The following is a 21,183-nucleotide window of genomic DNA, read 5'->3' as shown; positions in this document are numbered from 1 at the left end:
AAGAGACACGTCTTCGGAGCGAGTAACGCCGGTACCTGTCGAGTTGCGTCGCTATCTCACCGTTCGGTCACTTCCGAAGAGAAAAACCGCAAGTCACGCAATTGCTTCCGATCTTTCACGAACGAGCGAGGCTCGTCCGAGGGATGACGCTTACTCGCCGCTGCCGTGCTCCACGGGTCGCTTTCGCTCCCCGCTCCGCTACGAAGCCGACTCTCTCGCGACGCTCAGTCGTCGGCTTCGCCCGTTTCGATCGGCGCGTTGACGAGGTTGCCCCACTCGGTCCAGGAGCCGTCGTAGTTGACGGTGTCGTCGTAGCCGAGCAGTTCGTGCAGCGCGAACCACGCGACGGACGAGCGCTCGCCGATGCGGCAGTAGGCGACGGTCGTCTCGTCGCCGTCGATGTCTTCGTCGGCGTAGAGCTCCTCGAGCTCGTCGTAGTCCTTGAAGGTGCCGTCGTCGTTGGTCACGGCGGCCCACGAGATGTTCTTCGCGCCGGGGATGTGGCCGCCGCGCTGGGCGGTCTCCTGCAGGCCGGAGGGCGCGAGGATCTCGCCGGAGAACTCCTCGGGCGAGCGAACGTCGACCAGCGGGACGCCGCGCTCGATCGCGTTCTCGACGTCCTCTCGGTACGCGCGGATGCTCTCGCGCGGGCCGGCGGCGTCGTACTCGGTTTCGGAGAAGTCGGGCGTCTCGTCCGTGGTCGGGTAGTCGTTGTCGAGCCAGTACTCGCGGCCGCCGTCGAGCAGATAGACCTCGTCGTGACCGTAGTACTTGAACTGCCAGTAGGTGTAGGCGGCGAACCAGTTGGAGTTGTCACCGTAGAGGACGACCGTGTCGTCCTCGCTGATGCCGTGGCTCCCGAGGAGGTCCTCGAAGTCCTCCTTGTCGAGGATGTCTCGCTGGGTCTGGTCCTGGAGCTGCGTCTCCCAGTTGAACCCGATCGCGCCGGGGGCGTGTTCCTCTTCGTAGGCTTCCGTGTCGACGTCGACCTCGACCAGTCGGAGGTCGGAGTCGTCGTCCTGGAAGTCGTCGAGTCGGTCAGCGACCCAGTCGGCCGTGACGAGTACGTCGTTGGCGTAGTCGTTTGCCATACCCGGTCGTACAATGGCGACACACAAAGGGACTTCTTAACCGGTCAATTCGGACACCGATCGACCCTGGCGGAAACACTTGCCGCCTCCGTCAGCATCGATCGTCGACATCGTTCGGACGGGGGCTGTATTCGCCACATTCGCGGGGGTGTTCGATATATAGGGATACACATAGGTCAGATCCCCCACCAAAAACAAGCAAGAGTTGCCACTGTCCCGGTACTCCAGACGCGACCGAAATCGGTGCGTACTCGAGTCCTCGTTCCGAACGGCGACGTAATGGACGAATCCGTCGTCGTCTCCCCCGACTGGCTCGCATCGCGCTTGGACGATCCGCAGGTCCGCATCGTCGACGTCAGGGACGCCTGGGAGTTCGACGGGATCGGTCACCTCCCGGGTGCGGTGAACGTCCCCTTCGACAGCTACCGCGACGAGAGCGACGTCGACCGCGGCACCCTGCCCGGGGCCGACGCCTTCGCGGACCTGCTCGGCGACGCGGGAATCAGCCCCGACGACACGATCGTCGCCTACGACGACACCCACGGCGTCTTCGCCGCCCGCTTCGTGCTCACCGCGCTCGAGTACGGCCACGACGACGTGCGCCTGTTAGACGGCGACTACAGCGCCTGGAATCGGGAGTACGAGACGACCGGCGAGACGCCCGCGGTCGAGCCGACGACCTACGAGGCCGATCCGCTCGCGCCCGAGGAGAGTCCGCTCGTGGGCTACGACGCCGTCGCGGACGCGCTCGATCGCGACGCCGTCTTCGTCGACACGCGAGAGCAGGACGAGTTCGAGGAGGCCCGCCTGCCGGGCGCCGTCCGTTTCGACTGGCGCGAGGTCGTCGACGACGAGACGCGCCGGCTGAAACCCGCGGCCGAACTCGAGGCCCTGCTCGCCGACCGCGGCATCACGCCCGATCGGGAGATCGTCCTCTACTGCAACACGGCTCGCCGAATCAGCCACACCTACGTCGTGCTGAAAGCGCTCGGCTACGAGAACGTCCGCTTCTACGAAGGGAGCCTCACGGAATGGCTCGCCAACGACGGCGAGATCGAAGCGGGGCCTGCCGGAACGGATCACTGAGACAGCCGCCGTCAGTGGTGCCCCTACGATTGCGCGGGTTCGACGGCCGGGAGCGCGAATTCGAACGTCGCCCCGTCACCCTGTTCGGACTCGTGCCAGATCTCGCCGCCGTGGCGCTCGACGATACGTCGACAGAGCGCGAGTCCGATCCCCGTCCCGGCGTGCTCCTCGTGGCTGTGGAGTCGTTGAAACACCTCGAAGATCCGCTCCTCGTCGGCGGGATCGATTCCGATCCCCTCGTCGCTGACCGAGACGATCCAGTCGCTGCCGTCCCGTCGAACGCCAATGTGGATCTGCGGCGGCTCGTCGCCGCAGTACTCGAGCGCGTTGGAGAGCACGTTCTGGAACAGCTGCCGTAACTGATCGGCGTCGCCCCTGACTCGAGGTAATGACTCGCTGGAGAGCGCCGCGTCGGTCTCCTCGAGTCGCAGTTCCAGATCGGTTCGCACGTTCGCGAGCACGGCGTTCAGGTCGACGGGTTCGAAGGGATCCCCCTGCGTTTCGACCTGCGAGTACGCGAGGAGACCGTCGATCATCGCGCGCATCCGGTCGGCGCCGTCGACGGCGAACTCGATGAACTCCCGGCCGTCGGCGTCGAGTTCGTCCGCGTATCGGTCTTCGACGAGCGAGAGGTAACTCGAAACCATCCGCAGGGGCTCCTTGAGATCGTGCGAGGCGGCGTGGGCGAACTGTTCTAACCGTTCGTTCGACGCCTCGAGTTCCCGTTCGGACCGTTGCCGCTCGAGTTCGGCGCTCACCCAGTTGCCGAGCAGTTCGACGAACGTGACCTCCCAGTCGGAGAACTCCTCGGCGCGTGCGTCCATGTCGTAGAAGCAGAAGGTACCGTACACCTCGTCGCCGACGGTGACGGGTGTCCCGAGATAACAGGAGATTCCCCACTCGGCGTTCCCGTCGCGATCGGCGAGCCCCGGTGCGTCCGCGTCGATGTCTTCGAGGACGAGCGTCCGCTCAGTCGTGACGACGTGTTCGCAGTTCGTCGCCGCCAGTGCCGTCGCGTCGCCCGCTTCGAGGTCGGAACCGGCCGGCGCGTCGACCGCCTCGAAAATGTACTCATCGGTGTCTTCGCGGACGTGAGACAGCGTCGCGTAGTCCGTTCCGATCGTCTCCCGAACGACCGCGAGGAGCGAATCGACCTGCTCGGCGAACGACAGATCGGGGTCCGCGATGACCTCGTAGGCGTTCTGAAGCGCGGTCTCGCGCGCCCGGAGTTGTGCCGTTCGTCTGGTGTACTCGGCGACGCAGGCGGAGACCGTCACCCCGGTCTCGGAGGGATACGCGCGTCCTTCGAGACGGGCATCGAGCGGCTCGGAAACCGTCTCGAACGCGACCGGTTCCTGGGACGCCATCGCACGCTCGTACTCGGGACGGATCGCCGATCCGACCGCGTCGGGGACTCCGTCCCAGATGACCGTCCCGAGCAACTCCGCCTCGGACCGCTCGAGCAGCTCCTCGGCCCGCTCGTTGCAGAAGGTGAACCGCCACTCCTCGTCGAGCGCGAAGACGGCATCGGAGATGCGCCCGTAGGCCCTTGCAGCACCACCGTCGTGCTGCTCGGATGGGTTCGATTGCTCGGGCATGTACTCCGTCGAGGGTTCTGTAACGGATAAGCTATCCGTTGCTCACGTCCCGCCAGTCCGGGGCCGTCGAATACGCCGTGTCCGAGAGTTCGTCGAACGCCGCGTAAACAACTTCGTTCAGCGCGGGGTGAACGTGGACGGGCTCGGCGACAGCTTCGACCGTTCCGTCGCCGCTGTCCATCGCCACGACCACTTCGTGAATCAGCGTCGCGGCCTGCGGGCCGACGACGTGACAGCCCAGGATCTCGCCGTCCGGCCCGGCGATGGCCTTCACGAACCCGTCGTCGGCCTCGAGGATCATCCCCAGCGGCGCGGCGTCGTAGGGGACGGTCGCGGTCTGGTAGTCGCGCCCCTCCTCCGCGAGTTCGCCCTCCGTCCGCCCCACGCTGGCGACCCGCGGCTCGGTGAAGATCGCGTGGGGCATCGCCTCGTAGTCGACGGCCTGCTGTGCGTCATCGAGGACGTTCCCCGTCACGACACGGGCCTCGTAGTCGGCCGCGTGCTTGAACGGCTGTTCGCCGAGGACGTCGCCCAGTGCCCAGACACCGTCGACGGTCGTCTCGAGGCGCTCGTCGGTCTCGACGTACCCCGTCTCGTCGGCCTCGATCGCCGTCTCCTCGAGGGCGAGCGTGTCCGTGTTCGGCCGGCGGCCGGTCGCGAGCAGGAGCTCGTCGGCGGTGAGTTCGACCGCGTCGCCGTCTCCATCTCCGTCGCCGCCGTCACCGTCGCTCGGCTCCGCAGTCACGACGACGTTCTCGTCGCCCCGACTCACCGCGGCCGCCTCGTGGCCGGTGTAGACGTCGCAGTAGGTCTCCATCGACTCCGTCACGACCGCGCTGACATCGTCGTCCTCCCGGGGAACCAATCGGTCGCTGCGACCGACGATCGACACCTCCGTTCCGAGCGCACCGAAGAAATAGCCCAGTTCGGTACCGATGTACCCGCCGCCGACGATCACGAGTTCGTCGGGCCGGTCCTCGAGGAAGAGCGCGTCGTCGCTCGTGAGGAATTCCACGTCCTCGAGGCCCTCGATCGGCGGGACCATCGGTCGGCCGCCGACCGCGATGACGACGGTCTCGGCGCCGATATCCCGCGCGTCGGCCGACTCGTCGGTCGGCACGACTTCGATCGTTCGATCGTCGACGAACCGTCCCTCACCGCGATAGAGAGTGATGTGCTCGCTGTCTTGCAGACCGGATTCCTGATTCCCCGCCTTCTCGTAGACCGTGTCGTGGATCGAAGTCGTGATCTCGTCGTAGTCGACGTCCTCTACCCGTGCGGCGACGCCGAACTCCGCCGCCCCTCGCACGTCCTCGACGACGTCCGCTCGGTGAATGAGCGCCTTCGAGGGAACGCAACCCCGAGTGATACACGCGCCCCCCAGCGATCCGGGTTCGACGACTGCCGCCTCGAGTCCCCGCTTGGCCGCCGCGGTCGCGACCTGACTGCCCGATCCGCCGCCGAGCACGACGATATCGTATTCTTCCATGCCGGCGTCGACCACCGACAGCCGCGTAAAACGGGAGCCTGCTATACGAACGGCACGGACTCCGGTTCCATCGGGCGCCGGTCGCTGGCGCCGTCGGCTACGACGCGGTCGTCCCGAACCGGTCGGGGACGACGCGGCGAACGACGAGACTCGAGGCGATCGAACACAGCGCGTACCAGGTCATCCACGCCCGTACCGGGCCGACCACGCGAGCGGTCCAGACGATGTCTCCGAGGATCGGCGTGACCGTCACCAGCGGCATGGCGGCGTGAACCGGCGCGACGACCAGCCACGAGAGGTACAGGAAGACCGGCACGGTCAACAGCATCGTCCGCGCGAGCACCTTCAGGTGATCGGTCAGCAACAGCGCCTGTCCCGCGACGAGTTCGCGCCGTCGGTCGGCGAGACGGTCGGCCGCCGCGTCGTCTCCCCTGGCTCGAGCGGCCGCCAGTCGCTCCCGAAGCTCGCGACTCCGGTGTCGGAGCCCGTCCGTCTCCGGCGGATCGCTCCGACGGCGAACGACCGTCGCGGCGACGGTCGTCGCGACCGCCAGCGCGAACACGACCGCCGGAAACGGGAGCACCGCCACGGCGGGGCCGACGGCGACGTCGAGCGCGGCCGCGACCGCGTCCCGAATCGCCGTCACCTGGTAGCCGGCGAGAAGCGAACACGCACCGACGACCGCGGCCGCGTCGCGGCCGGACCACCCCTCGGGCTCCGGCGAGTCGAACTCGCGGTCCGCGAGCGCCTCCCGGACGGCGGTGGGGTCCTCGAGCACGAACCGATCGCCGGCGGGGACGAGCACGCCGCGGGCCAGCATCGCCCCCCAGTGTTCGCGCGAGATGTCGCCCTCGACGGTCGCCCACGCGACGGTACCGTCGCCTTCCTCCGCGGCCCGGAGCACGGTCGCCAGCGCCGCCGCCCGTTCGTCGTCGGTCACGAACCGGGATTCGGATACTGTCACTTCGAAACCATTGGCTGTCTGTCTTTTTAGCTGTTACGTCGGTCCGATCGCCAGTGGCCGTCGGAACCGCTCTCGACGGTGGCCGGACGGAAACGACAGCCGGCAGCGACCGCACCTACAGCCAGTCGTCACCCGGGTCGTCCGACGTCGCCTCCGTGTACGTCTGGACCGCCTCCGCGAGGTTCGCGAGGGCCTCCTCGGGCGTCTGCCCCTGACTCGAGACGCCCGTCTCCTCGTCGTCGGCGATGTGGAGGCCGTGATCGTTGACTCGCATGGTCACGTCCGCGTCCTCGAGTCCCTCGTAGTCGGAGGGGTCGACGTCTGCGTCGGAACTCATGGTTACGAGTTGTCGCGCTCGAGTGAAATACGCATCGACGCCGCTCGAGTCGTCGCGATGGTGGTGATCGGGTGCGAAGACCCACTTGCGTGACTGGGCCGCCATCGCTAGCGGTCGAACGGGTCGGTCGCGTCGACCGTAGAAAAAGCCTTTAACGCTATCGCCCCGTAGTTCCGGCAAATGGTACTCGACGATCTCGGGAGTTCTCTGCGGGGCACCCTCGACAAGCTCCGCGGGAAGTCGCGACTCAGCGAGGAAGACATCGAGGAGATCGTCAAGGAGATCCAGCGATCCCTGCTCTCCGCCGACGTCGACGTCTCGCTCGTGATGGAGCTGTCGGACAACATCGAGGAGCGCGCCCTCGAGGAGGAACCCCCCGCCGGCACCCCGGCGCGGGACTTCGTCCTCCGCATCGTCTACGAGGAACTGGTCGACCTCATCGGCGAGTCGACCGAGCTGCCGCTCGAGGAGCAGACGATCCTGCTGGCCGGGCTCCAGGGCTCCGGTAAAACGACCTCCGCGGCGAAGATGGCCTGGTGGTTCTCCACGAAGGGCCTGCGCCCGGCGGTCATCCAGACCGACACCTTCCGACCCGGCGCGTACGATCAGGCCGAGGAGATGGCCGAGCGCGCGGAGGTCGACTTCTACGGCGATCCGGACAGCGAGGACCCGGTCGAAATCGCCCGCAAGGGACTCGAGGAGACGAGCGACGCCGACGTTCACATCGTGGACACGGCGGGTCGCCACGCGCTCGAGGACGATCTGATCGACGAGATCGAGCAGATCGAGGGCGTCGTCGAGCCCGACACGTCCCTGCTCGTCCTCGACGCCGCGATCGGGCAGGGTGCGAAGGAGCAGGCCCAGCAGTTCGACGAGTCGATCGGGATCGACGGCGTCGTCATCACGAAACTCGACGGGACGGCGAAGGGTGGCGGCGCACTGACTGCGGTCGACCAGACCGATTCCTCGATCGCGTTCCTCGGGACCGGCGAGGAGGTCGCCGACGTCGAGCGCTTCGAGCCCGACGGCTTCATCTCGCGGCTGCTCGGCATGGGCGATCTCAGTCAGCTCGCAGAGCGCGTCGAGCGCGCGATGGAGCAGACCGAGATCGAGGAAGAGGACTGGGACCCCGAGGACATGCTCCAGGGCCAGTTCACGCTGAACGACATGCAAAAGCAGATGGAGGCCATGAACAACATGGGCCCGCTCGACCAGGTGATGGACATGATCCCCGGCCTCGGCGGCGGGATCAAGGACCAGCTGCCCGAGGACGCGATGGACGTCACGCAAGAGCGGATGCGGACGTTCACGGTGATCATGGATTCGATGACCGAGGCGGAGAAGGAGTACCCCAAAGCGATCGGCGCGAGCCAGATCGAACGCATCGCCCGCGGCTCGGGAACCGAGGAGGAGCAGGTCCGGGAGCTGCTCCAGCAGTACAAGATGATGGAACGGACGATGAAGCAGTTCCAGGGTATGGGCTCCGAACAGGAGATGCAACGCATGATGCAGCAGATGCAACAGGGCGGCGGTGGCGGTGGCGGCGGCATGGGCGGGATGGGACCGTTCGGCTAGCTCGGCCTCGGTCGTCGGTCCTCTCACCGCGGTCGGCGGGATCCGGTCCTCTCGGGAAGAGCGATTTCTCGACGACGCGTCGTCTCAGCCGGACAGAATTGCAATAGTCGGTATGTTTATGAAACGACAGGCGGCTCACTGGAAACGATGGCTGGGACACCGCTGTCGGTCGTCCGATACGGTTTCAACGCCCTCTTCGATCCGGCCGACATCGTTTCCGGCAGACGAAACCAGTACGCGCTGACCCGCCGTGCCAAGATCCGGCAGGCGATCCGCCTCTCGCTGTTTTACTTCCTCAACCTCTTCCTGTACGCGGTTCCGCTCACCTACGCCGGGTTCGGTACGAGCGGAACGACGGGACAGCCGCCGGCCGCCGTCGTCGGAATCGCCTCGGTCGCCGGAACGAACCCCGAGACGACGTGGCAGTTTCTCGTTGCGACGGCGCAGAACTGCACGTTTCTCTTTTTGGCCTCGGTTCTCACGTTCGTCACGTTCCACGTCGGGGTGTTCCTCACCCGCAACTCCCTCGGCGTCCTGCAGTCGATGCACACCGTCGTCTACAGCACTGGCATCTATCTGGCAGCGATATTCAGTTTCGTCTGGTACCTGTCGACGTCGGCGGATATCGCCGTCGCCGGCGATTGGTTGGTCTGGGTACAGGTGGAGTTTATCTACGCGATCATCGATCTCGCGGGTGCGAACCTGGTCTTGCCCGCCGGCCGGGTCGAACCCGTGAGTCTCGCCGGCGTTACCCTATCGGGCGCGTTCGCACTCGCCGCGCTGGCGACGATGGGCGGTTATTACATGTACTCGCTGTATCTCGGGGCCCGGATCAACCACGATCTGGGTCGGGTCTCGAGCTGTCTCGCCGTCGGGTTCGTCGTCGCCTCGCCGGTCCTGTTCGTCGTCGGCTCGATCGCCGGGACGGTCCTCTCCGGAAGCGCTGTCCCAGCCCTCGCCAGTTCGCTCGTTTCCATACCGCTATGACAAACTCGCAACAACCGACAGAAACCGACGCATCGGCGACCGACTCCCTCGATCCCGATTCGGCACCGCCCGACGATCCGACGTTGGGCGATGGATCGCGAGCAACGAGTTCCGAGCAGTCGGACGAGGAGGTCCGTTACCGGGCGCGCCCGACGATCCGGCCGCAACTCGCGTGGAGTGCACTCACGGTTATCGTCGGCGGTGCGATCGCCGGGGCATTGTTCGCGAACGTCCTCGGTCTCGAGGATCGACAGCTGTCGGTCATCGGCGGGATGGCGGTCGTTTTCGTCGTGGTCGCTATCCTCGGCCGTCTCGTCGTCCAGATGTACGTCCTGCGGCGGACCTCGTACACGATCACGTCGTCGGCCGTCCGCTACGAGTTCTCGCTTTGGTTCCGGACGCGGTCCCGGGAAGTGCCCCGCTCGAAGATTCGAGCGTGTCAGCACGAGCGGGACCGCGTTCAGAAGGTGTTCGGCGTCGGCACCGTCACGGTACTAACGGGCGGGACGAACGCGAGCCTCGGCTACGTCGAGTTCAGTAACGTTCCGAACTCGGAGGCCGTCCGGGACGTGATCCGCGAGCAGATACCGTGACGCCGCGGTAGCGGACCTGTCGACACACAGCACCGTTTCGGGGCACTGCGGGAATTCGGCGGCTGTGGGCGTTTCAGGCGGTTTCTATCGCACGGAGGACGCTATCCGCGACGATAGAAACGCGCCCGTTCGCGACCGCCGGCGAACAGCGCACGTCGGTATCCACGTCGATCGACCACGTAACGCTTCCGTCGCTCGCGTCGGCTGCGAGCACGCGACCGTCGAGGGTTCCGAGGTGGATACGGCCGTCGGCGACGGCAGGTGCCGAGATCTTCGGCGGGTTCCCCTCGCGGTCGGATTCGTCCCACACGCTTTCCTGCCACTGGACGTCCCCGCTATCAGTGCCGATGGCGTACAGCTCCCCGTCCTCGTCGGTAACGTAGAGTCTCCCGTCGACTACGGCCGGCGACGTGACGACCGTGCTCTCGAGTTCCGTCGTCCACCGTTCGGAGCCAGTCTCGGCGTCGAGCGCGTAGACGTAGCCGTTCGTTCCCCTGTCCCCCATGCCGGCGCCGTACACAGTGCCGTCGACGACGGTCGGTTCGTTCGATCCGTTTCGGTCCCCCTCGTAGGACCACTCGCTGTCGCCGGTCTCCGCATCGAAGGCGTAGACGGAATCCTCACCGCCGGCCCCGAGAATCCCGACGTATGCCCGCTCGTCGTCGACGACGGTTCCGAGAACGGTGTTGGGCAACTCCGTCGACCACTGTTCCTCGCCCGATTCGGCATCGAATCCGCCCAACCGGGCCGCATCACCCGCGACGATCGTCCCGCCGACTCGACGCGGGGACGCGAACGTGCTCTCGGAGCCGTCGGCCACGGATTCTCCCCAGAGCCGTTCGCCGTCGTCGGCGTTGAGCGCATAGAGAAATCCGTCTCCGGGAGTCACGTAGACGATACCGTCGGTGACGAGCGGGGCCGGACTCGTTCCCCCGGTGAGTCCGACCTCGGTCGACCAGTCCTCGTCACCGCTCGTCGCATCGTACGCTCGGATCGTCGAGCGGGCGACGACGTAGACGGTCTCGTCTGCGACGACCGGATTCCCCCGTCCGTCGTCGAGATCGGCGGTCCACGCTTCCGTGACGTCTTCTCCCGGCGGGCTCACGTCTGCCCACCCGCTACCGCCGGGATCAGCGCCGAACATCGGCCACGCTTCGGCCTCCGATTCGGCCCCGTTACCGTTCTCCTCGTCGGTTTCGTTTCCGGCCGCCTGCTCCTCCTCGAGGAGCGGACGGAGACACCCTGCAGTTCCGGTCCCGATCCCGATGGCGAGCGTCCCCAACAGCGTTCGGCGGGCCGTTGACGGCCGAGTCGATTGCCGATCCATACCGGTCCATGCGTAGATTTGGTGAAAAGTCCACCAGTTTCGATCGACGGTCTCGCCTCGTGACACCGCGTCCGATCGCCCGCTATTCGACGCTGGTCACGTCGTATCCGACCAGCGTCCCGTTCTCGAGGACGGCGAGCCGATCCCCGAGGCCGAACAGCTCGTAGTCGCTGTCGTCAGCCGTCGCATCTCCGGCGTAGCGCAGCGCGCCGTCGTCCGGATCGAACCCGAAGAGACGGCCCGACTCCGAATCGCCCTCGACTGCGTGGACCCACCGCGCGTCGCTCGTTTTCGCGACCGGCGAGGTGACTTCGCCGTCGATTTCGACGCTCCATCGCCGCTCTCCCGAGTCCGATTCGAACGCGATGACGTTCCGTCCGCCGACGATCCAGCCGTCGTCGCCGTCGAACGCGGGCGGTCCGACCGGTGGGAGTTCCCCGCTGTCGGTCTCGAAGTCGATCGTCCATCGCCGTTCCCCGCTCGTCGAATCGACTCTCGTGATCGACCGCCGTTCAGAATCGACCGCGAACACGCGACCCTCGCCGTCGACGAACGGTCCGTACCCGTGTCCTGCGATCGAAATCTCGGTGGCCCACAGTTCGGTGCCGTCTGCGGGATCGTATCCCGTTAGCTCGCCGTTCTGGTAGGACGCGACGACGACATCGTTCGCGACCACCGCTCCGTCGAAGCCGGCAAACTCCTCTCGCTTCCGCCACCGCTCGGTGAGCGTCCGCGCGTCGAGCCCCGCGAGAACCTGGTCCATGTCCGGATCGGCGGTTCCGACGACGAACGTTCCGTCGTGGACCGCACCGTCTCCCCCGGTCTCTCCGAGCTCTATCGACGCCTCGACCGTTCCCGTCCGACGGTCGATCGCACGGATCTCGTCTTGCTGTGACGTACCGGCGTATATCAGGTCCGGTCCCGCCCCCAGATAGAGGCTGTACGGCACGTCGCCGAAATCGCAGGTCCACTCGATCTCGCCATCGACCGGATTCACCGCGACCATCCCCCGGTCTCCGTCCACCGCACCGGCCACGTAGATCGTTTCGTCGAGCAGCCGACCCCCGTACTCTCTGTCGAACGCCGTTGTCCACGCCCGGTCGAGTTCGATCTCGTTCTCGTGATCCTCGCCGCCGAGCTCGTCGGTTTCCGCCTCGCCGTCGACCGCGAGGTCGCTTTCGGTACTGCCTCCGCTTTCGTTTCCCTCCCCCTGACCCGGTGACTCGAGGCCGAGACAACCCCCCAGTGTGAGCGAGCCGATCGTCGCGAGTGCGTGTCGTCGGCGCATGGTACCGTTCTCCGGTGGCCGTCGCATAAATGTTCACGTCCGGGACCGTCCCCCGATCGGTATCTCCTCCGGATAGTGTCGGTCAGCCGGACGCTACCTTCAAGAACGTCTAGACACATGATCGCCTATGAACCGTCGACAGTATCTCGCCCGAGCCGGTACCGGGACGAGCGTCGGACTTCTCGCAGGACTCGCCGGCTGTCTCGACGATCTCAGCGGATCGTCCGACGCGACCGACGACGGCACCGGCGACGAAGCCGGCAGTCGGGCCGGCGAACGAGCGCTCGATCGCGCCGCCGGCGACCTGAACAAGGCGGCGCAGGCGCTGAACGAGGTCGGCGGCCTCGAGGACCCCGACGCCGTCGAGTTCGATCCCGAGGAGCCGCGATCGTATCTCGCGGACGCTCGAGAACACCTCGAGACTGCGGCGACCGAACTGCCCGAGGACCGACAGTCGGATATCGATACGTTACGGTCCTACGCCGACGCTCTCGAGGGGCTCGTCGACGTGACTGCCACCGTGACCGACGGGGGAATCGCCGACGACATCGACGCCGTCACCGCGGCGATCGAATCCGAGGGGGACCTCGAGAGCGCGAGCGAGACCGTCGACGACCGCTACGCCGAGCTCTCCGACGCTCGCGAGCGCTGGGCGGAAGCGAACGCGACGATTGGGGAGCTCGACGGCGACACGCTCGAGGAGCTGGCCGGCGTTTCGGTCGCCGACCTCGAAGCGGGAGCGGCCGCGCTCGGAACCGCCGTGGCGTCGCTCGAGACCCTCGCCGGGGCGTACGCGGAGACGCTGGATCTCGAGGACGGGTACGGCGCACTCGAGCGCGGCCGGAAGCACTCGGAGAAACGGGAGTACGACGCCGCACAGACCGAGTTCGAGACGGCCGAGACGACGTTTTCGAACGCTCGAGAGGAACTCGACAGTGGCACGGAGGATGCCCCCGAGGGACTCGCCGGCTACTTCGAGACGGCCGAGTGCCAAAACCGGCAGCTGGCGTCGGCGGCGGAATCGTTCGCGGCGGCGGCAGCGGACGCGTCCGGTGGGAACCTGTCCGAGGCTGCCGCCCATCGGGACGAGGGCGAGGCCGCCCTCGACGGGGTCGGGGACTGTACGGCCTGAGTTCGGCTACTGCCCGGTCTCCGTGTCTCGGCTACTGCGTCGTCGCTGCGTCGCCGTCGCGGGCGGCCATCGGCGGGAGATCGTCGACGAGTACGACGGCGTCGCCCTCGAGTACGATCGCGTCGTCGCCGTCGAACACGGCCGTCTCGATCCGGTACTTCGCCCGGTCGAGGTCTTCGACGATCTCGCAGACGGCGGTCGCGCGCTCGCCGATCGAGAGCGGTGCGCGGAAGCTGCTCTCCTGTGAGAGGTAGATCGTCACCCCCGGTAGTCGAGCGAGCGCCGCGCTGATCAGTCCGTTCGCGAGGACGCCGTGCACGATTCGACCGCCGAAGCGCGTTTCGGCGGCGTACGCCTCGTCGAGGTGGATTCGGTTGGTGTCACCGGTTGCCTCCGCAAAGGCCTCGACGTCGTCGTCGGAGAGCGTCTTCGAGAACCGGGCGACGTCGCCCACCGAAACGGTCGACTCGTCCGCGCCGCGGTATTCGAAGTCCCAGTCGTCGCGCTCGTACAGCGTGTCCGACCGGACGCGCCTGCGAGGTGGGCGCTGGCGCGACTCGCTGGCGCGATGGACGAGCTGTGGGACGTAGTACGTGAGTTCGGTCGTCGTGACGATGCCGACCAGTTCGCCGGCGTCGTCCCCCTCGGTCGGAGTCGCGTCATCGTCTCCGCCGGTCGTTGCCTCGGCGCTCGAGACGACCGGCAGGTGCTCGATGTCCGTCGTTCGAAGCAGGTCCACGGCGTCGACGATCGATGCGGTCGGTTCGATCGTCGTCAGCGGCGTCGACATGACGTCACGCACCGCGACGTGACCCAGATCCGCCCGCTCACAGAGCTGGGTAGCGAAGTCGCCCTCGGTGAGAATGCCGGCGGGATCGCCGTCCCGAACGACGATCACCGAACTGACGCTCTCGGCGCGCAGCAGCGTCGCCGCTTCGGTCACGGTCGCGTCTGGCGAGGCGGTGACGACGTCTTCGACCATGATCTCGGCGACGGGTATCGTGTCGTGCATTCGACCATCGTTCGCCGTCGATTCCTATCAGTGCCCAATGACTGACGCTACCACACACCACGAACGACGGTGCCGCGAATCGCCGTCGAATCAGGCGTCGACCGGTCGGCCGTCTTCGGTCGGCGGCGCGATGTGATCGACGTACTCCTCGAGGCTCGGCTCCTCGACCCGGACTCGCACGGTGATCTCGCCGAGCTCGTCCGGCTTGCCGACCGAGAAATTGACGTAGTCCTCGAAGGCCGCCTGTTTCTTCAGCGCGAAGGTGAACGTGTCACCGTCGCGGTTGGCGAAGAACTCGCCCCGGGCGGTATCGAGGATCTCCTGCCGGTGGAGCAAGTCCGAAAAGTGATCGAGCGTGTGGGTTTCGCCCCGAACTTCGCTGAACTCCTCCTCGAGGTCGGCGTTTGGGAAGACGTTGGCGACGGCGTCGACGACGCGACTCGTGACTTCGGTGTCGTAGACCGGTGCCGTGATCTCGACGTCGACGCGGTATATCTCGCTCATGGGTCGGCTTCGGCCTCGGCGTGTTTCCCGTCGTCGGTTCCGGTCCGGACGATCGATCGGATCCGCTCGTGGAACGCCTCGAGCGAGTCGGTGTTCTCGACGACGACGTCGGCCCGATCCATCGCGTCGTCCATCCCGAAGCCCCGTTCGCGCTCGTCGCGGGCGGCCAGCCCCTCGCCGCCGTCGGCCTCGCCGGCGTCTCGGCCGCGCTCGTCGACCCGCTCGGCCCTGACCTCGAACGGGGCTTCGATACTGATCAGCGTGAACGCGTCGCCAAAGCGCTCCTCGAAGGCGTCGACCTCGATGTCCGAGCGGATGCCGTCGACCAGCACCGTGTCGTGGGCCTCGAGGCGGTCCTCGATCATCGGCAGCGACCGCTCGGCGATCGCCGCCGGACCGTTCTCCTCGCGCAGCGCCTGCGCGACCGTCCCGTGGTCCTTCGCGGGGTCGAGCCCGCGGTCGGCCGTCTCCTGGCGGACGACGTCGCCCATCGTCACCACCGGGATTCCGTCCTCGCGTGCGACGGTGGCGGCCTCGCCCTTGCCGCTCCCGGGAAGCCCCACCGTTCCGATGACGTGCATCGAGCACACGTACCGGCGAGACGTGCATAAACGCTGTGTTCGGCGCTCGAGTCGCGAGCGGCTCCGACGCCGCACTCACCGGTCGCTCGAGGCGTTGTCCTCGATTACGCCGGGATCCGCTCCGATCCTATCGCGTTTCACCGGCCCGGTGAAAACGGAAATCCACACCGCTTATCAGGGTCCACCGTGGATTCGGACTCGAGGGCGCGTAGCTCAGTCCGGAAAGAGCGTCGGACTTCTAATCCGACGGTCGTGGGTTCAAATCCCATCGTGCCCGTTTCTCCACAGGACGATCAGATTCGATAGACGGCTCGATGGTCGGACTTTATTTCACACTCAAAGCAGAGTGTGTCCGTCATTGCTGAGGACGGCGCTCTACTCTGTCTGGCGATTCCATCCGATACGACGTGTTACTGCGCTATAATACTTTGATTAGTCTGCGGGACTATGAACGGAGCAATAATCGCTGGTGTTGATCGCTCTACCAGTGGTCAGAATGCCTGCTTCTCTTGAATCTGCACGAAGTCATCCGACGTAATCTGGATGTAGGCTCCAGACTTCACGTTCAGTGTCGTCTCGCCAAAATGGTTGTCTTCGTCTTCTGCTCTCCACACGTTCACAACACCCCCGACGATTTCTTCGCCGTCGTATTCGTCGTTTGCTATATTCTCGGGGAGTATGTATAGTATTATATCGCCCTGTTCCACGTCGTCTATACATTCATCGCATTTTGTGGTGTGTTCTTCGACCATGCAATTCCTGCTCGCACACTCTCCTGCATAAGCGCTCTTGATGAGGACGAGTTCATTTCAAAGAATTTCACTTCTTCTAATTATTAAGATCACATAATTGGTAGTGGTAGTATATTTGTGAAAAATAGTCGTCTGTATAAGTACGATCCCGCACACATGTCCTATTGCAATGTCGAATCAGAACGTCCCCGGGCCGAGATGTGTGATTCGCCAGTCATCGGACGAGTTGACGGTCGAGGTGCGAGGGTCACCGTCTGACTCGCTCGAGACGGTCGTGAATGCATGCCACAACGAATACTCGCATTTCTCCGAGGATTGGGCTGCAGTGACTAATCACGAGATCGTTGATTTGACCAAGGGCGATGATGGAACGTGGCGGTGAGATTCCATGCAAGATATCGAGAAACACCGTCACTTCGATGCAGACCAGCCGTCGGAGATTGAGCGGCAGTTAGATGATGTAGATGCGATACCTGAAGACCTGAAAGTACGTATCTTGATGCACTACGTTGCCAAAGCGACATGTCAGTGTTGCAGTCATTCAGCATTCTATTTCGACGCAGAGCGGACTGATACTCCGTCCTGTAAGAACCCGGATTGTGATGAACAGATTCTGCTGATTTAGCCTAATCTCATGTCGTTAGCTGCATTGACTGTGATTGGACTGCTGCTTCTGATTACGCTTCCCCGGGTGTTGGGATTTGCGCTCCGATTGCTGTTCCACGTGGTCATATGGTTGACTGTCATATGTGTTGCTATCGTTATCATATTCGCTTAGACTGCAGTGGGTTTATTGTCAGCCTGCTAGATAGACCATGTATGGTATCTGATGAGGTCATGAAGTTGGGGGAGGCAGTGAAGGCATTAGATGAGTATCTTGAAATGGTGAATGAGGGTCCAGACCAGTATATCTACCCTGACGAATCATATGCCGCTTCACAATTGAAGTATGAGTTGGAGCACGTCCAAGAATCATTAGAAGAACGGCTTGAGGAAGGCGCTAAGGACAGAGAACTTTCTGAGGTTGTGGATAATATTTTGGATAGAGCGAACAAGGCGGAAAACGAATAGGGCTACGGCCGTCAGCAGCTATCCGTACTTGATCTCCTCGAGCGTCTCGATCACTAATCCCGGGTGGTTCATTGCAGTCTCGAGGATGGCCTGATTGACTTCGTCATATGAAGCAAAAGTGCAGACGTCATTTTCGATCCAGAGCGTCAGATGTAAGTTGTCATATGTGCGCTTGTCAACGCTTATTGTGCAAGTGCCAGACATACATATATAAAGTACATCAAGGTTTAAAAGTATTGAACAGCATGTTCGATGCTTCGGATTTGTTATCGTAAGCGTCGTGCAGTACCATGCGTGCGTTTTGGGTTGATCAATTGTGTAATCGTCTGTGGGTTGACGATGATGCGATAAGGCGAGGGACTAACTAATCCTCCCGTAATGATCAGGGTTACAGTATTCTGTGTCTACGTTTGTTACAATACTTCCCATCGTTAAACTTATTGGGGTATGACGCATACTACTAATTGCAATGATGGATCAGAACACTGATGCGGACGATGATGGACGCACCGAGCAGCAAACAGACGCAACGCAGCACGAGTTTATCGCGGAAGACTATATCACAGATCCGAAGGTTGCCGTTGACCCCGCGGTCGTACGTAAGGGCGGCACTCAGTATCAGCCAAACGCAGAGTATCTCGTCGTAGGGACTGATCGCTACCGTGGCAACGTCCTGCGCGGGATGCTCGTGGACCTCGACGAGGGGGTGTGTGCCTATGCAACGCGGCGCGATGACTACTATAATGAGGACGGCACCCGCTCCGCGTGGAATATCAGGGACGCGGGTGAGATCCAAGTGACGGACGTCGCGCACCGCGTGGAGTACCGCGCTATCCCTGAAAAGGAACACGCAGATGAAATCGAGGACCTACACGAGTGGTTTGAGTGCGATCCCGAACACGTGATAGAGGTCACCGAGCAGGCGTTGCTCGAGGGAGGGGTGTCTGATGTCACCAGTAGGTATATCGAGATACCTGATCATCTCCACGAGTTCCGCGTCTACTACACGCTCAGCGGGGGTGAATAAAATGGTGTCAGTACGCGAATCCGGTGACACGGTAATCGTGCAGGCGACCTCACAGTGCGCGACCGCTGAAATTGGCCGAATTGAGAACGGTGAAGTGGAGAAGCGGTCGACACACGTCCACTCGTTCTGTCTTCACCGGAACGGTGGAGTGATCGTCTTATACTACGATTTCGAAAAACTCGATATCGTGACTGTCGCGGAGCATCTGGATATTGTCGCGACACATTTTGGGGTTGACGCACGTGATGTTCCATCGTCGACCGTCCGACCGCACCGACAGGGTGGTGGTCTTGCGCTCCCGCTTAGTGCGACGTATGTCGAGGGCCATGGACGGCTCGTAGACACGACGGATAACGTACGCGTGAACGCAGTACCCGCGCTCGTGATCGCGCATAATGACGAGGGAACAGGCGAGGCGGTGAAGTATGCTCTTGAGCATCCACCTCTCGGAGGTGATGATCAATGATGCCGTGTGATCTGTGTGGCTCCCTCGAGCAAGAATGGGAGATGCACGACGATTTCGACGAGGAAGCAAACGAAGTAATCTACCTCTGCTGGGAGTGCCATGCGCCTGATCCTGACGTGTTAACGCACGCGCCCGAGCACGTACGCGATAATGATACACTCGTCCCGCTTACCGAGGGCAATCTTAACGGAGGGGATTCGACATGACTCTCGAGTACGGAATCATGTGCGCTACGCTCGCGAGCGGTATACGGAGGGGATGCAGCGCATAGACATGGGCTGCGTATTCGATGTCGTTGATCGGGATGGCGAGCAGCACGTGATCGTCCTGCGCACGGACGAAATCGAGGTTGGGGCTGCCGACGCGCTGATCTCCTACAACCACGATCTCCCACCCGCTCGGGACGTGGAACTCAACGAGGAGGTGGATGAGCGATGAGTCTCCTATATCGACTCGGTCACCATGTCCGACGCTGGACTGGAACCATATGGGGCGAAGAGTTGCACTATTACAAGGGTGTCACAGAACGCTTCCCACGGTATTGATTTCGCCCATTTCTACAGTGCACACGCCGATAAGTAGGTCTGCGAACTGAACGGACTTGGGTATGTTTCACCCAGATAATCAAAACTCAGATTTGAGTGAATCAGGGGAGGTTATAAACCTGTGCTGGACATAGCCACTCTTGAAATGATTCAGGCTACCGACAAGATGTTTGACGCATTGGCAGATGGCCAACGGAGACGGCTGTTATTCACCTTGATAGAGGATACTCCACAAACGGATTTGCCGATAGAACACGATTCACCACCAGATACAAGTAAAATCGAGTACCAACACTGCCATCTTCCCAAATTGGATGAATACGGTTTCATCAACTGGCAACAGAGTATAAACGCTGTAGAACAAGGACCGAGGTTTGAAGAAATAAAACCCCTCTTGGAAATTCTATCTGCTCATCTTGAAGTCCAACCAGCGGAGTAGTATCAAATCATATTTTGTTTCCCACCTCCTTCATTAAAAAATCTCCTTCTGTGATATTACCATAATTCTGCAAGTCGGTTCCGGATTTGTTCCCATCGTAACTTCGTCGATTGCTGATCAGGTGATTCTATCGACTGCTGAGGGGATGGTTCGTGCTGATGGAAGGCACCATCAAATCGGTTATCGAACATGTATCGCGCAGTCTCGATTTGCTCTGAGTCTCCCGTCGGTGGCAGGAGAACTCGTTTCGACAATGAATCTCTGGAGTCAGCACTATCAGTGATGAGAACAGTATCGGTGGGGTCAAGTCCCGTTGCTCGGACGACAGCCTCAACGAACTGACTCTCGTCCAGTGGGCCGTCATGATCATTCCGTTCAGCAATCAGTCTCTGAGTGGCAGTGCGGGCGGCCTCAGTATGACGATCTGATCGTCCAGCGCCGTCAGTCACTACTGGTGGTTTGCGCGTCATGTCTTCTGTGATGAGGGACATCGATGGTAGCAATAAACCTTCTATATAGGACACATATGATGTGAAAAAACGGGTTACAAAGCAGCCTTCATACCTATTGGGAATTTTCAGATAACTACGTTAACTTTCGCTGAACAGTAGGTAGTGATTCTGATAACGGTGCTCTCGCTACTGGTTATCACAGTGTTCTGAGGGATTACAAAATTATTCGCGGTGGGAAATGGCGAGTCCCGTCGTGGTTGGGCCAGTAACAGGACTCGCCACCCTTTCGTTTCTGGGGGAGTTCTAAATAGATTGTGTGAGGAAGTGAGTAACAGTGAATGAGGCGACTTACTGTTTCTTGCTACGCTTTCACGAGACAGGAACCAACCCCTTTTCCACCTACAGACCGTATCCAAACTGTTCGATTATGTACGTGGTTGGGCCATGAGCGGGAATGAACCGATACAAGAAGCGATTGATTTGTTGCAAGAACTCGGGCTACAGGAGTACGAAGCTCGCTGTTTCGTGGCACTAAATCAACTTCCGACCGGCACAGCGAAGGAGATCCACGAAACTTCGGAAGTACCCCGGACGAGAGTGTACGATGCGATTCGGGTACTGGAGTCAAAGGGGTTGGTCGAAGTACAACATTCAAGTCCACAGGTCTATCGCGCTGTGAGCATTGATGAGGCGACACAGACCCTTTCGAAGCAATACACTGATCGCATTGATACCCTCAAGGGCACTGTCTAGTTTAGCACCTCCGCTGGCGTCTGTCCGTTGAGTGACTGGTGCGGTCGCTGTGTGTTATAGTAGTGTACGAACTGTTCAATCCATCCTCTGACGCTCGCCCGACTGCCGACCCAT

The 21,183-nt window shown here is 62.5% G+C and carries 22 protein-coding genes, 1 tRNA gene and 1 pseudogene; 12 read left to right on the top strand and 12 right to left on the bottom strand.

Features of this window, described 5'->3' with window-relative positions; translation table 11 throughout:
- Nucleotides 1–224: 224 nt before the first annotated feature.
- Nucleotides 225–1,091, bottom strand: coding sequence for a sulfurtransferase (locus NDI89_RS18870; protein ID WP_277523785.1), 867 nt, complete (start codon nt 1,089–1,091; stop codon nt 225–227).
- Between the two features lie 279 nt (nt 1,092–1,370).
- Here NDI89_RS18870 and NDI89_RS18865 point away from each other — a divergent pair, with 279 nt between their 5' ends.
- Nucleotides 1,371–2,177, top strand: coding sequence for a sulfurtransferase (locus NDI89_RS18865; RefSeq protein ID WP_277523781.1), 807 nt, complete (start codon nt 1,371–1,373; stop codon nt 2,175–2,177).
- A 23-nt stretch (nt 2,178–2,200) separates the two neighbouring features.
- On the opposite strand, the gene NDI89_RS18860 is transcribed toward NDI89_RS18865, so the two are convergent.
- The 4 genes from NDI89_RS18860 to NDI89_RS18845 all read right to left on the bottom strand — a co-directional run bounded on the left by NDI89_RS18860 (nt 2,201) and on the right by NDI89_RS18845 (nt 6,565).
- Nucleotides 2,201–3,775, bottom strand: coding sequence for a sensor histidine kinase (locus tag NDI89_RS18860; protein WP_277523779.1), 1,575 nt, complete (start codon nt 3,773–3,775; stop codon nt 2,201–2,203).
- A 31-nt stretch (nt 3,776–3,806) separates the two neighbouring features.
- On the bottom strand, nt 3,807–5,264 hold the full coding sequence (locus NDI89_RS18855) for a dihydrolipoyl dehydrogenase (protein WP_277523777.1): 1,458 nt from the start codon (nt 5,262–5,264) through the stop codon (nt 3,807–3,809).
- 97 nt (nt 5,265–5,361) lie between these two features.
- Nucleotides 5,362–6,228: an EMC3/TMCO1 family protein gene (locus NDI89_RS18850; RefSeq protein ID WP_277523775.1), complete on the bottom strand. Its 867-nt coding sequence runs from the start codon at nt 6,226–6,228 to the stop codon at nt 5,362–5,364.
- Nucleotides 6,229–6,343: 115 nt separating this feature from the next.
- Nucleotides 6,344–6,565 carry a type II toxin-antitoxin system HicB family antitoxin gene (locus NDI89_RS18845; RefSeq protein ID WP_277523772.1) on the bottom strand — a complete coding sequence of 74 codons (222 nt, stop codon included), beginning with the start codon at nt 6,563–6,565 and terminating at the stop codon, nt 6,344–6,346.
- A 180-nt stretch (nt 6,566–6,745) separates the two neighbouring features.
- Here NDI89_RS18845 and NDI89_RS18840 point away from each other — a divergent pair, with 180 nt between their 5' ends.
- From NDI89_RS18840 to NDI89_RS18830, 3 genes are all read left to right on the top strand, one after another.
- Complete coding sequence (locus tag NDI89_RS18840; RefSeq protein WP_277523770.1) at nt 6,746–8,140, top strand: signal recognition particle protein Srp54; 1,395 nt, start codon at nt 6,746–6,748, stop codon at nt 8,138–8,140.
- 147 nt (nt 8,141–8,287) lie between these two features.
- Entirely contained in the window at nt 8,288–9,127 is an 840-nt protein-coding gene (locus tag NDI89_RS18835; protein WP_277523769.1) for a hypothetical protein, read from the top strand.
- Complete coding sequence (locus NDI89_RS18830) at nt 9,124–9,720, top strand: PH domain-containing protein (protein ID WP_277523767.1); 597 nt, start codon at nt 9,124–9,126, stop codon at nt 9,718–9,720. The genes NDI89_RS18835 and NDI89_RS18830 overlap by 4 nt, the downstream gene beginning before the upstream one ends.
- A 73-nt stretch (nt 9,721–9,793) precedes the next feature.
- Here the strand turns inward: NDI89_RS18830 and NDI89_RS18825 are convergent, their stop codons facing one another.
- Both NDI89_RS18825 and NDI89_RS18820 read right to left on the bottom strand, forming a co-directional pair.
- On the bottom strand, nt 9,794–11,047 hold the full coding sequence (locus NDI89_RS18825) for an outer membrane protein assembly factor BamB family protein (RefSeq protein ID WP_277523765.1): 1,254 nt from the start codon (nt 11,045–11,047) through the stop codon (nt 9,794–9,796).
- Nucleotides 11,048–11,129: 82 nt separating this feature from the next.
- A complete protein-coding gene (locus NDI89_RS18820) occupies nt 11,130–12,335 on the bottom strand; it encodes an outer membrane protein assembly factor BamB family protein (protein ID WP_277523763.1) in 1,206 nt (401 codons plus the stop codon).
- 127 nt (nt 12,336–12,462) lie between these two features.
- Here NDI89_RS18820 and NDI89_RS18815 point away from each other — a divergent pair, with 127 nt between their 5' ends.
- Nucleotides 12,463–13,467: a hypothetical protein gene (locus NDI89_RS18815; RefSeq protein ID WP_277523762.1), complete on the top strand. Its 1,005-nt coding sequence runs from the start codon at nt 12,463–12,465 to the stop codon at nt 13,465–13,467.
- A gap of 31 nt (nt 13,468–13,498) precedes the next feature.
- On the opposite strand, the gene NDI89_RS18810 is transcribed toward NDI89_RS18815, so the two are convergent.
- From NDI89_RS18810 to NDI89_RS18800, 3 genes are all read right to left on the bottom strand, one after another.
- A complete protein-coding gene (locus tag NDI89_RS18810) occupies nt 13,499–14,479 on the bottom strand; it encodes a CBS domain-containing protein (protein WP_277523761.1) in 981 nt (326 codons plus the stop codon).
- A gap of 90 nt (nt 14,480–14,569) precedes the next feature.
- A complete protein-coding gene (locus tag NDI89_RS18805) occupies nt 14,570–14,983 on the bottom strand; it encodes an RNA-binding domain-containing protein (RefSeq protein WP_277523759.1) in 414 nt (137 codons plus the stop codon).
- The gene (locus NDI89_RS18800) at nt 14,980–15,564 is read right to left on the bottom strand and encodes an AAA family ATPase (protein WP_277523757.1); all 585 of its coding nucleotides are present in this window, start codon (nt 15,562–15,564) and stop codon (nt 14,980–14,982) included. The genes NDI89_RS18805 and NDI89_RS18800 overlap by 4 nt, the downstream gene beginning before the upstream one ends.
- 202 nt (nt 15,565–15,766) lie before the next feature.
- Here NDI89_RS18800 and NDI89_RS18795 point away from each other — a divergent pair.
- Nucleotides 15,767–15,841 (top strand) — tRNA-Arg (locus NDI89_RS18795).
- Nucleotides 15,842–16,055: 214 nt separating this feature from the next.
- Here NDI89_RS18795 and NDI89_RS18790 read toward each other — a convergent pair.
- Nucleotides 16,056–16,316 (bottom strand): hypothetical protein, encoded by a 261-nt coding sequence (locus tag NDI89_RS18790; RefSeq protein WP_277523754.1) that lies wholly within the window; start codon nt 16,314–16,316, stop codon nt 16,056–16,058.
- Nucleotides 16,317–17,135: 819 nt separating this feature from the next.
- On the opposite strand from NDI89_RS18790, the gene NDI89_RS18785 reads away from it, so the two are divergent.
- The 6 genes and pseudogenes from NDI89_RS18785 to NDI89_RS18760 all read left to right on the top strand — a co-directional run.
- Nucleotides 17,136–17,387: a hypothetical protein gene (locus NDI89_RS18785; RefSeq protein WP_277523752.1), complete on the top strand. Its 252-nt coding sequence runs from the start codon at nt 17,136–17,138 to the stop codon at nt 17,385–17,387.
- 469 nt (nt 17,388–17,856) lie between these two features.
- The gene (locus NDI89_RS18780; RefSeq protein ID WP_277523750.1) at nt 17,857–18,414 is read left to right on the top strand and encodes a hypothetical protein; all 558 of its coding nucleotides are present in this window, start codon (nt 17,857–17,859) and stop codon (nt 18,412–18,414) included.
- A 4-nt stretch (nt 18,415–18,418) separates the two neighbouring features.
- Nucleotides 18,419–18,880, top strand: a complete 462-nt coding sequence (locus tag NDI89_RS18775; RefSeq protein WP_277523748.1) for a hypothetical protein — start codon at nt 18,419–18,421, stop codon at nt 18,878–18,880.
- A 225-nt stretch (nt 18,881–19,105) separates the two neighbouring features.
- Nucleotides 19,106–19,318: a hypothetical protein gene (locus tag NDI89_RS18770; RefSeq protein ID WP_277523745.1), complete on the top strand. Its 213-nt coding sequence runs from the start codon at nt 19,106–19,108 to the stop codon at nt 19,316–19,318.
- 228 nt (nt 19,319–19,546) lie between these two features.
- Nucleotides 19,547–19,864, top strand: a complete 318-nt coding sequence (locus tag NDI89_RS18765; RefSeq protein ID WP_277523743.1) for a hypothetical protein — start codon at nt 19,547–19,549, stop codon at nt 19,862–19,864.
- A gap of 896 nt (nt 19,865–20,760) precedes the next feature.
- Nucleotides 20,761–21,057 (top strand): annotated as a pseudogene (locus tag NDI89_RS18760) (TrmB family transcriptional regulator); the annotation flags it as partial.
- Between the two features lie 8 nt (nt 21,058–21,065).
- Here NDI89_RS18760 and NDI89_RS18755 read toward each other — a convergent pair.
- Nucleotides 21,066–21,183: integrase core domain-containing protein (locus tag NDI89_RS18755; RefSeq protein WP_277523737.1), on the bottom strand; the 118-nt coding region annotated here is incomplete at its 5' end.

The sequence above is a fragment of the Natrinema salsiterrestre genome (assembly GCF_029502005.1).
Classification (GTDB): Archaea; Halobacteriota; Halobacteria; order Halobacteriales; family Natrialbaceae; genus Natrinema; species Natrinema salsiterrestre.
The sequence above is the reverse complement of the archived record's forward strand: the minus strand, read 5'-3'. Positions and strand labels throughout refer to the sequence as shown.

Excerpts from the sequence above, each read along its gene's own strand:
- NDI89_RS18870 (WP_277523785.1), bottom strand. The coding sequence starts at position 1,091 with ATGGCAAACGACTACGCCAACGACGTACTCGTCACGGCCGACTGGGTC.
- NDI89_RS18865 (WP_277523781.1), top strand. The coding sequence starts at position 1,371 with ATGGACGAATCCGTCGTCGTCTCCCCCGACTGGCTCGCATCGCGCTTG.
- NDI89_RS18860 (WP_277523779.1), bottom strand. The coding sequence starts at position 3,775 with ATGCCCGAGCAATCGAACCCATCCGAGCAGCACGACGGTGGTGCTGCA.
- NDI89_RS18855 (WP_277523777.1), bottom strand. The coding sequence starts at position 5,264 with ATGGAAGAATACGATATCGTCGTGCTCGGCGGCGGATCGGGCAGTCAG.
- NDI89_RS18845 (WP_277523772.1), bottom strand. The coding sequence starts at position 6,565 with ATGAGTTCCGACGCAGACGTCGACCCCTCCGACTACGAGGGACTCGAG.
- NDI89_RS18840 (WP_277523770.1), top strand. The coding sequence starts at position 6,746 with ATGGTACTCGACGATCTCGGGAGTTCTCTGCGGGGCACCCTCGACAAG.
- NDI89_RS18835 (WP_277523769.1), top strand. The coding sequence starts at position 8,288 with ATGGCTGGGACACCGCTGTCGGTCGTCCGATACGGTTTCAACGCCCTC.
- NDI89_RS18830 (WP_277523767.1), top strand. The coding sequence starts at position 9,124 with ATGACAAACTCGCAACAACCGACAGAAACCGACGCATCGGCGACCGAC.
- NDI89_RS18825 (WP_277523765.1), bottom strand. The coding sequence starts at position 11,047 with ATGGATCGGCAATCGACTCGGCCGTCAACGGCCCGCCGAACGCTGTTG.
- NDI89_RS18820 (WP_277523763.1), bottom strand. The coding sequence starts at position 12,335 with ATGCGCCGACGACACGCACTCGCGACGATCGGCTCGCTCACACTGGGG.
- NDI89_RS18815 (WP_277523762.1), top strand. The coding sequence starts at position 12,463 with ATGAACCGTCGACAGTATCTCGCCCGAGCCGGTACCGGGACGAGCGTC.
- NDI89_RS18810 (WP_277523761.1), bottom strand. The coding sequence starts at position 14,479 with ATGCACGACACGATACCCGTCGCCGAGATCATGGTCGAAGACGTCGTC.
- NDI89_RS18805 (WP_277523759.1), bottom strand. The coding sequence starts at position 14,983 with ATGAGCGAGATATACCGCGTCGACGTCGAGATCACGGCACCGGTCTAC.
- NDI89_RS18800 (WP_277523757.1), bottom strand. The coding sequence starts at position 15,564 with ATGCACGTCATCGGAACGGTGGGGCTTCCCGGGAGCGGCAAGGGCGAG.
- NDI89_RS18790 (WP_277523754.1), bottom strand. The coding sequence starts at position 16,316 with ATGGTCGAAGAACACACCACAAAATGCGATGAATGTATAGACGACGTG.
- NDI89_RS18785 (WP_277523752.1), top strand. The coding sequence starts at position 17,136 with ATGGTATCTGATGAGGTCATGAAGTTGGGGGAGGCAGTGAAGGCATTA.
- NDI89_RS18780 (WP_277523750.1), top strand. The coding sequence starts at position 17,857 with ATGATGGATCAGAACACTGATGCGGACGATGATGGACGCACCGAGCAG.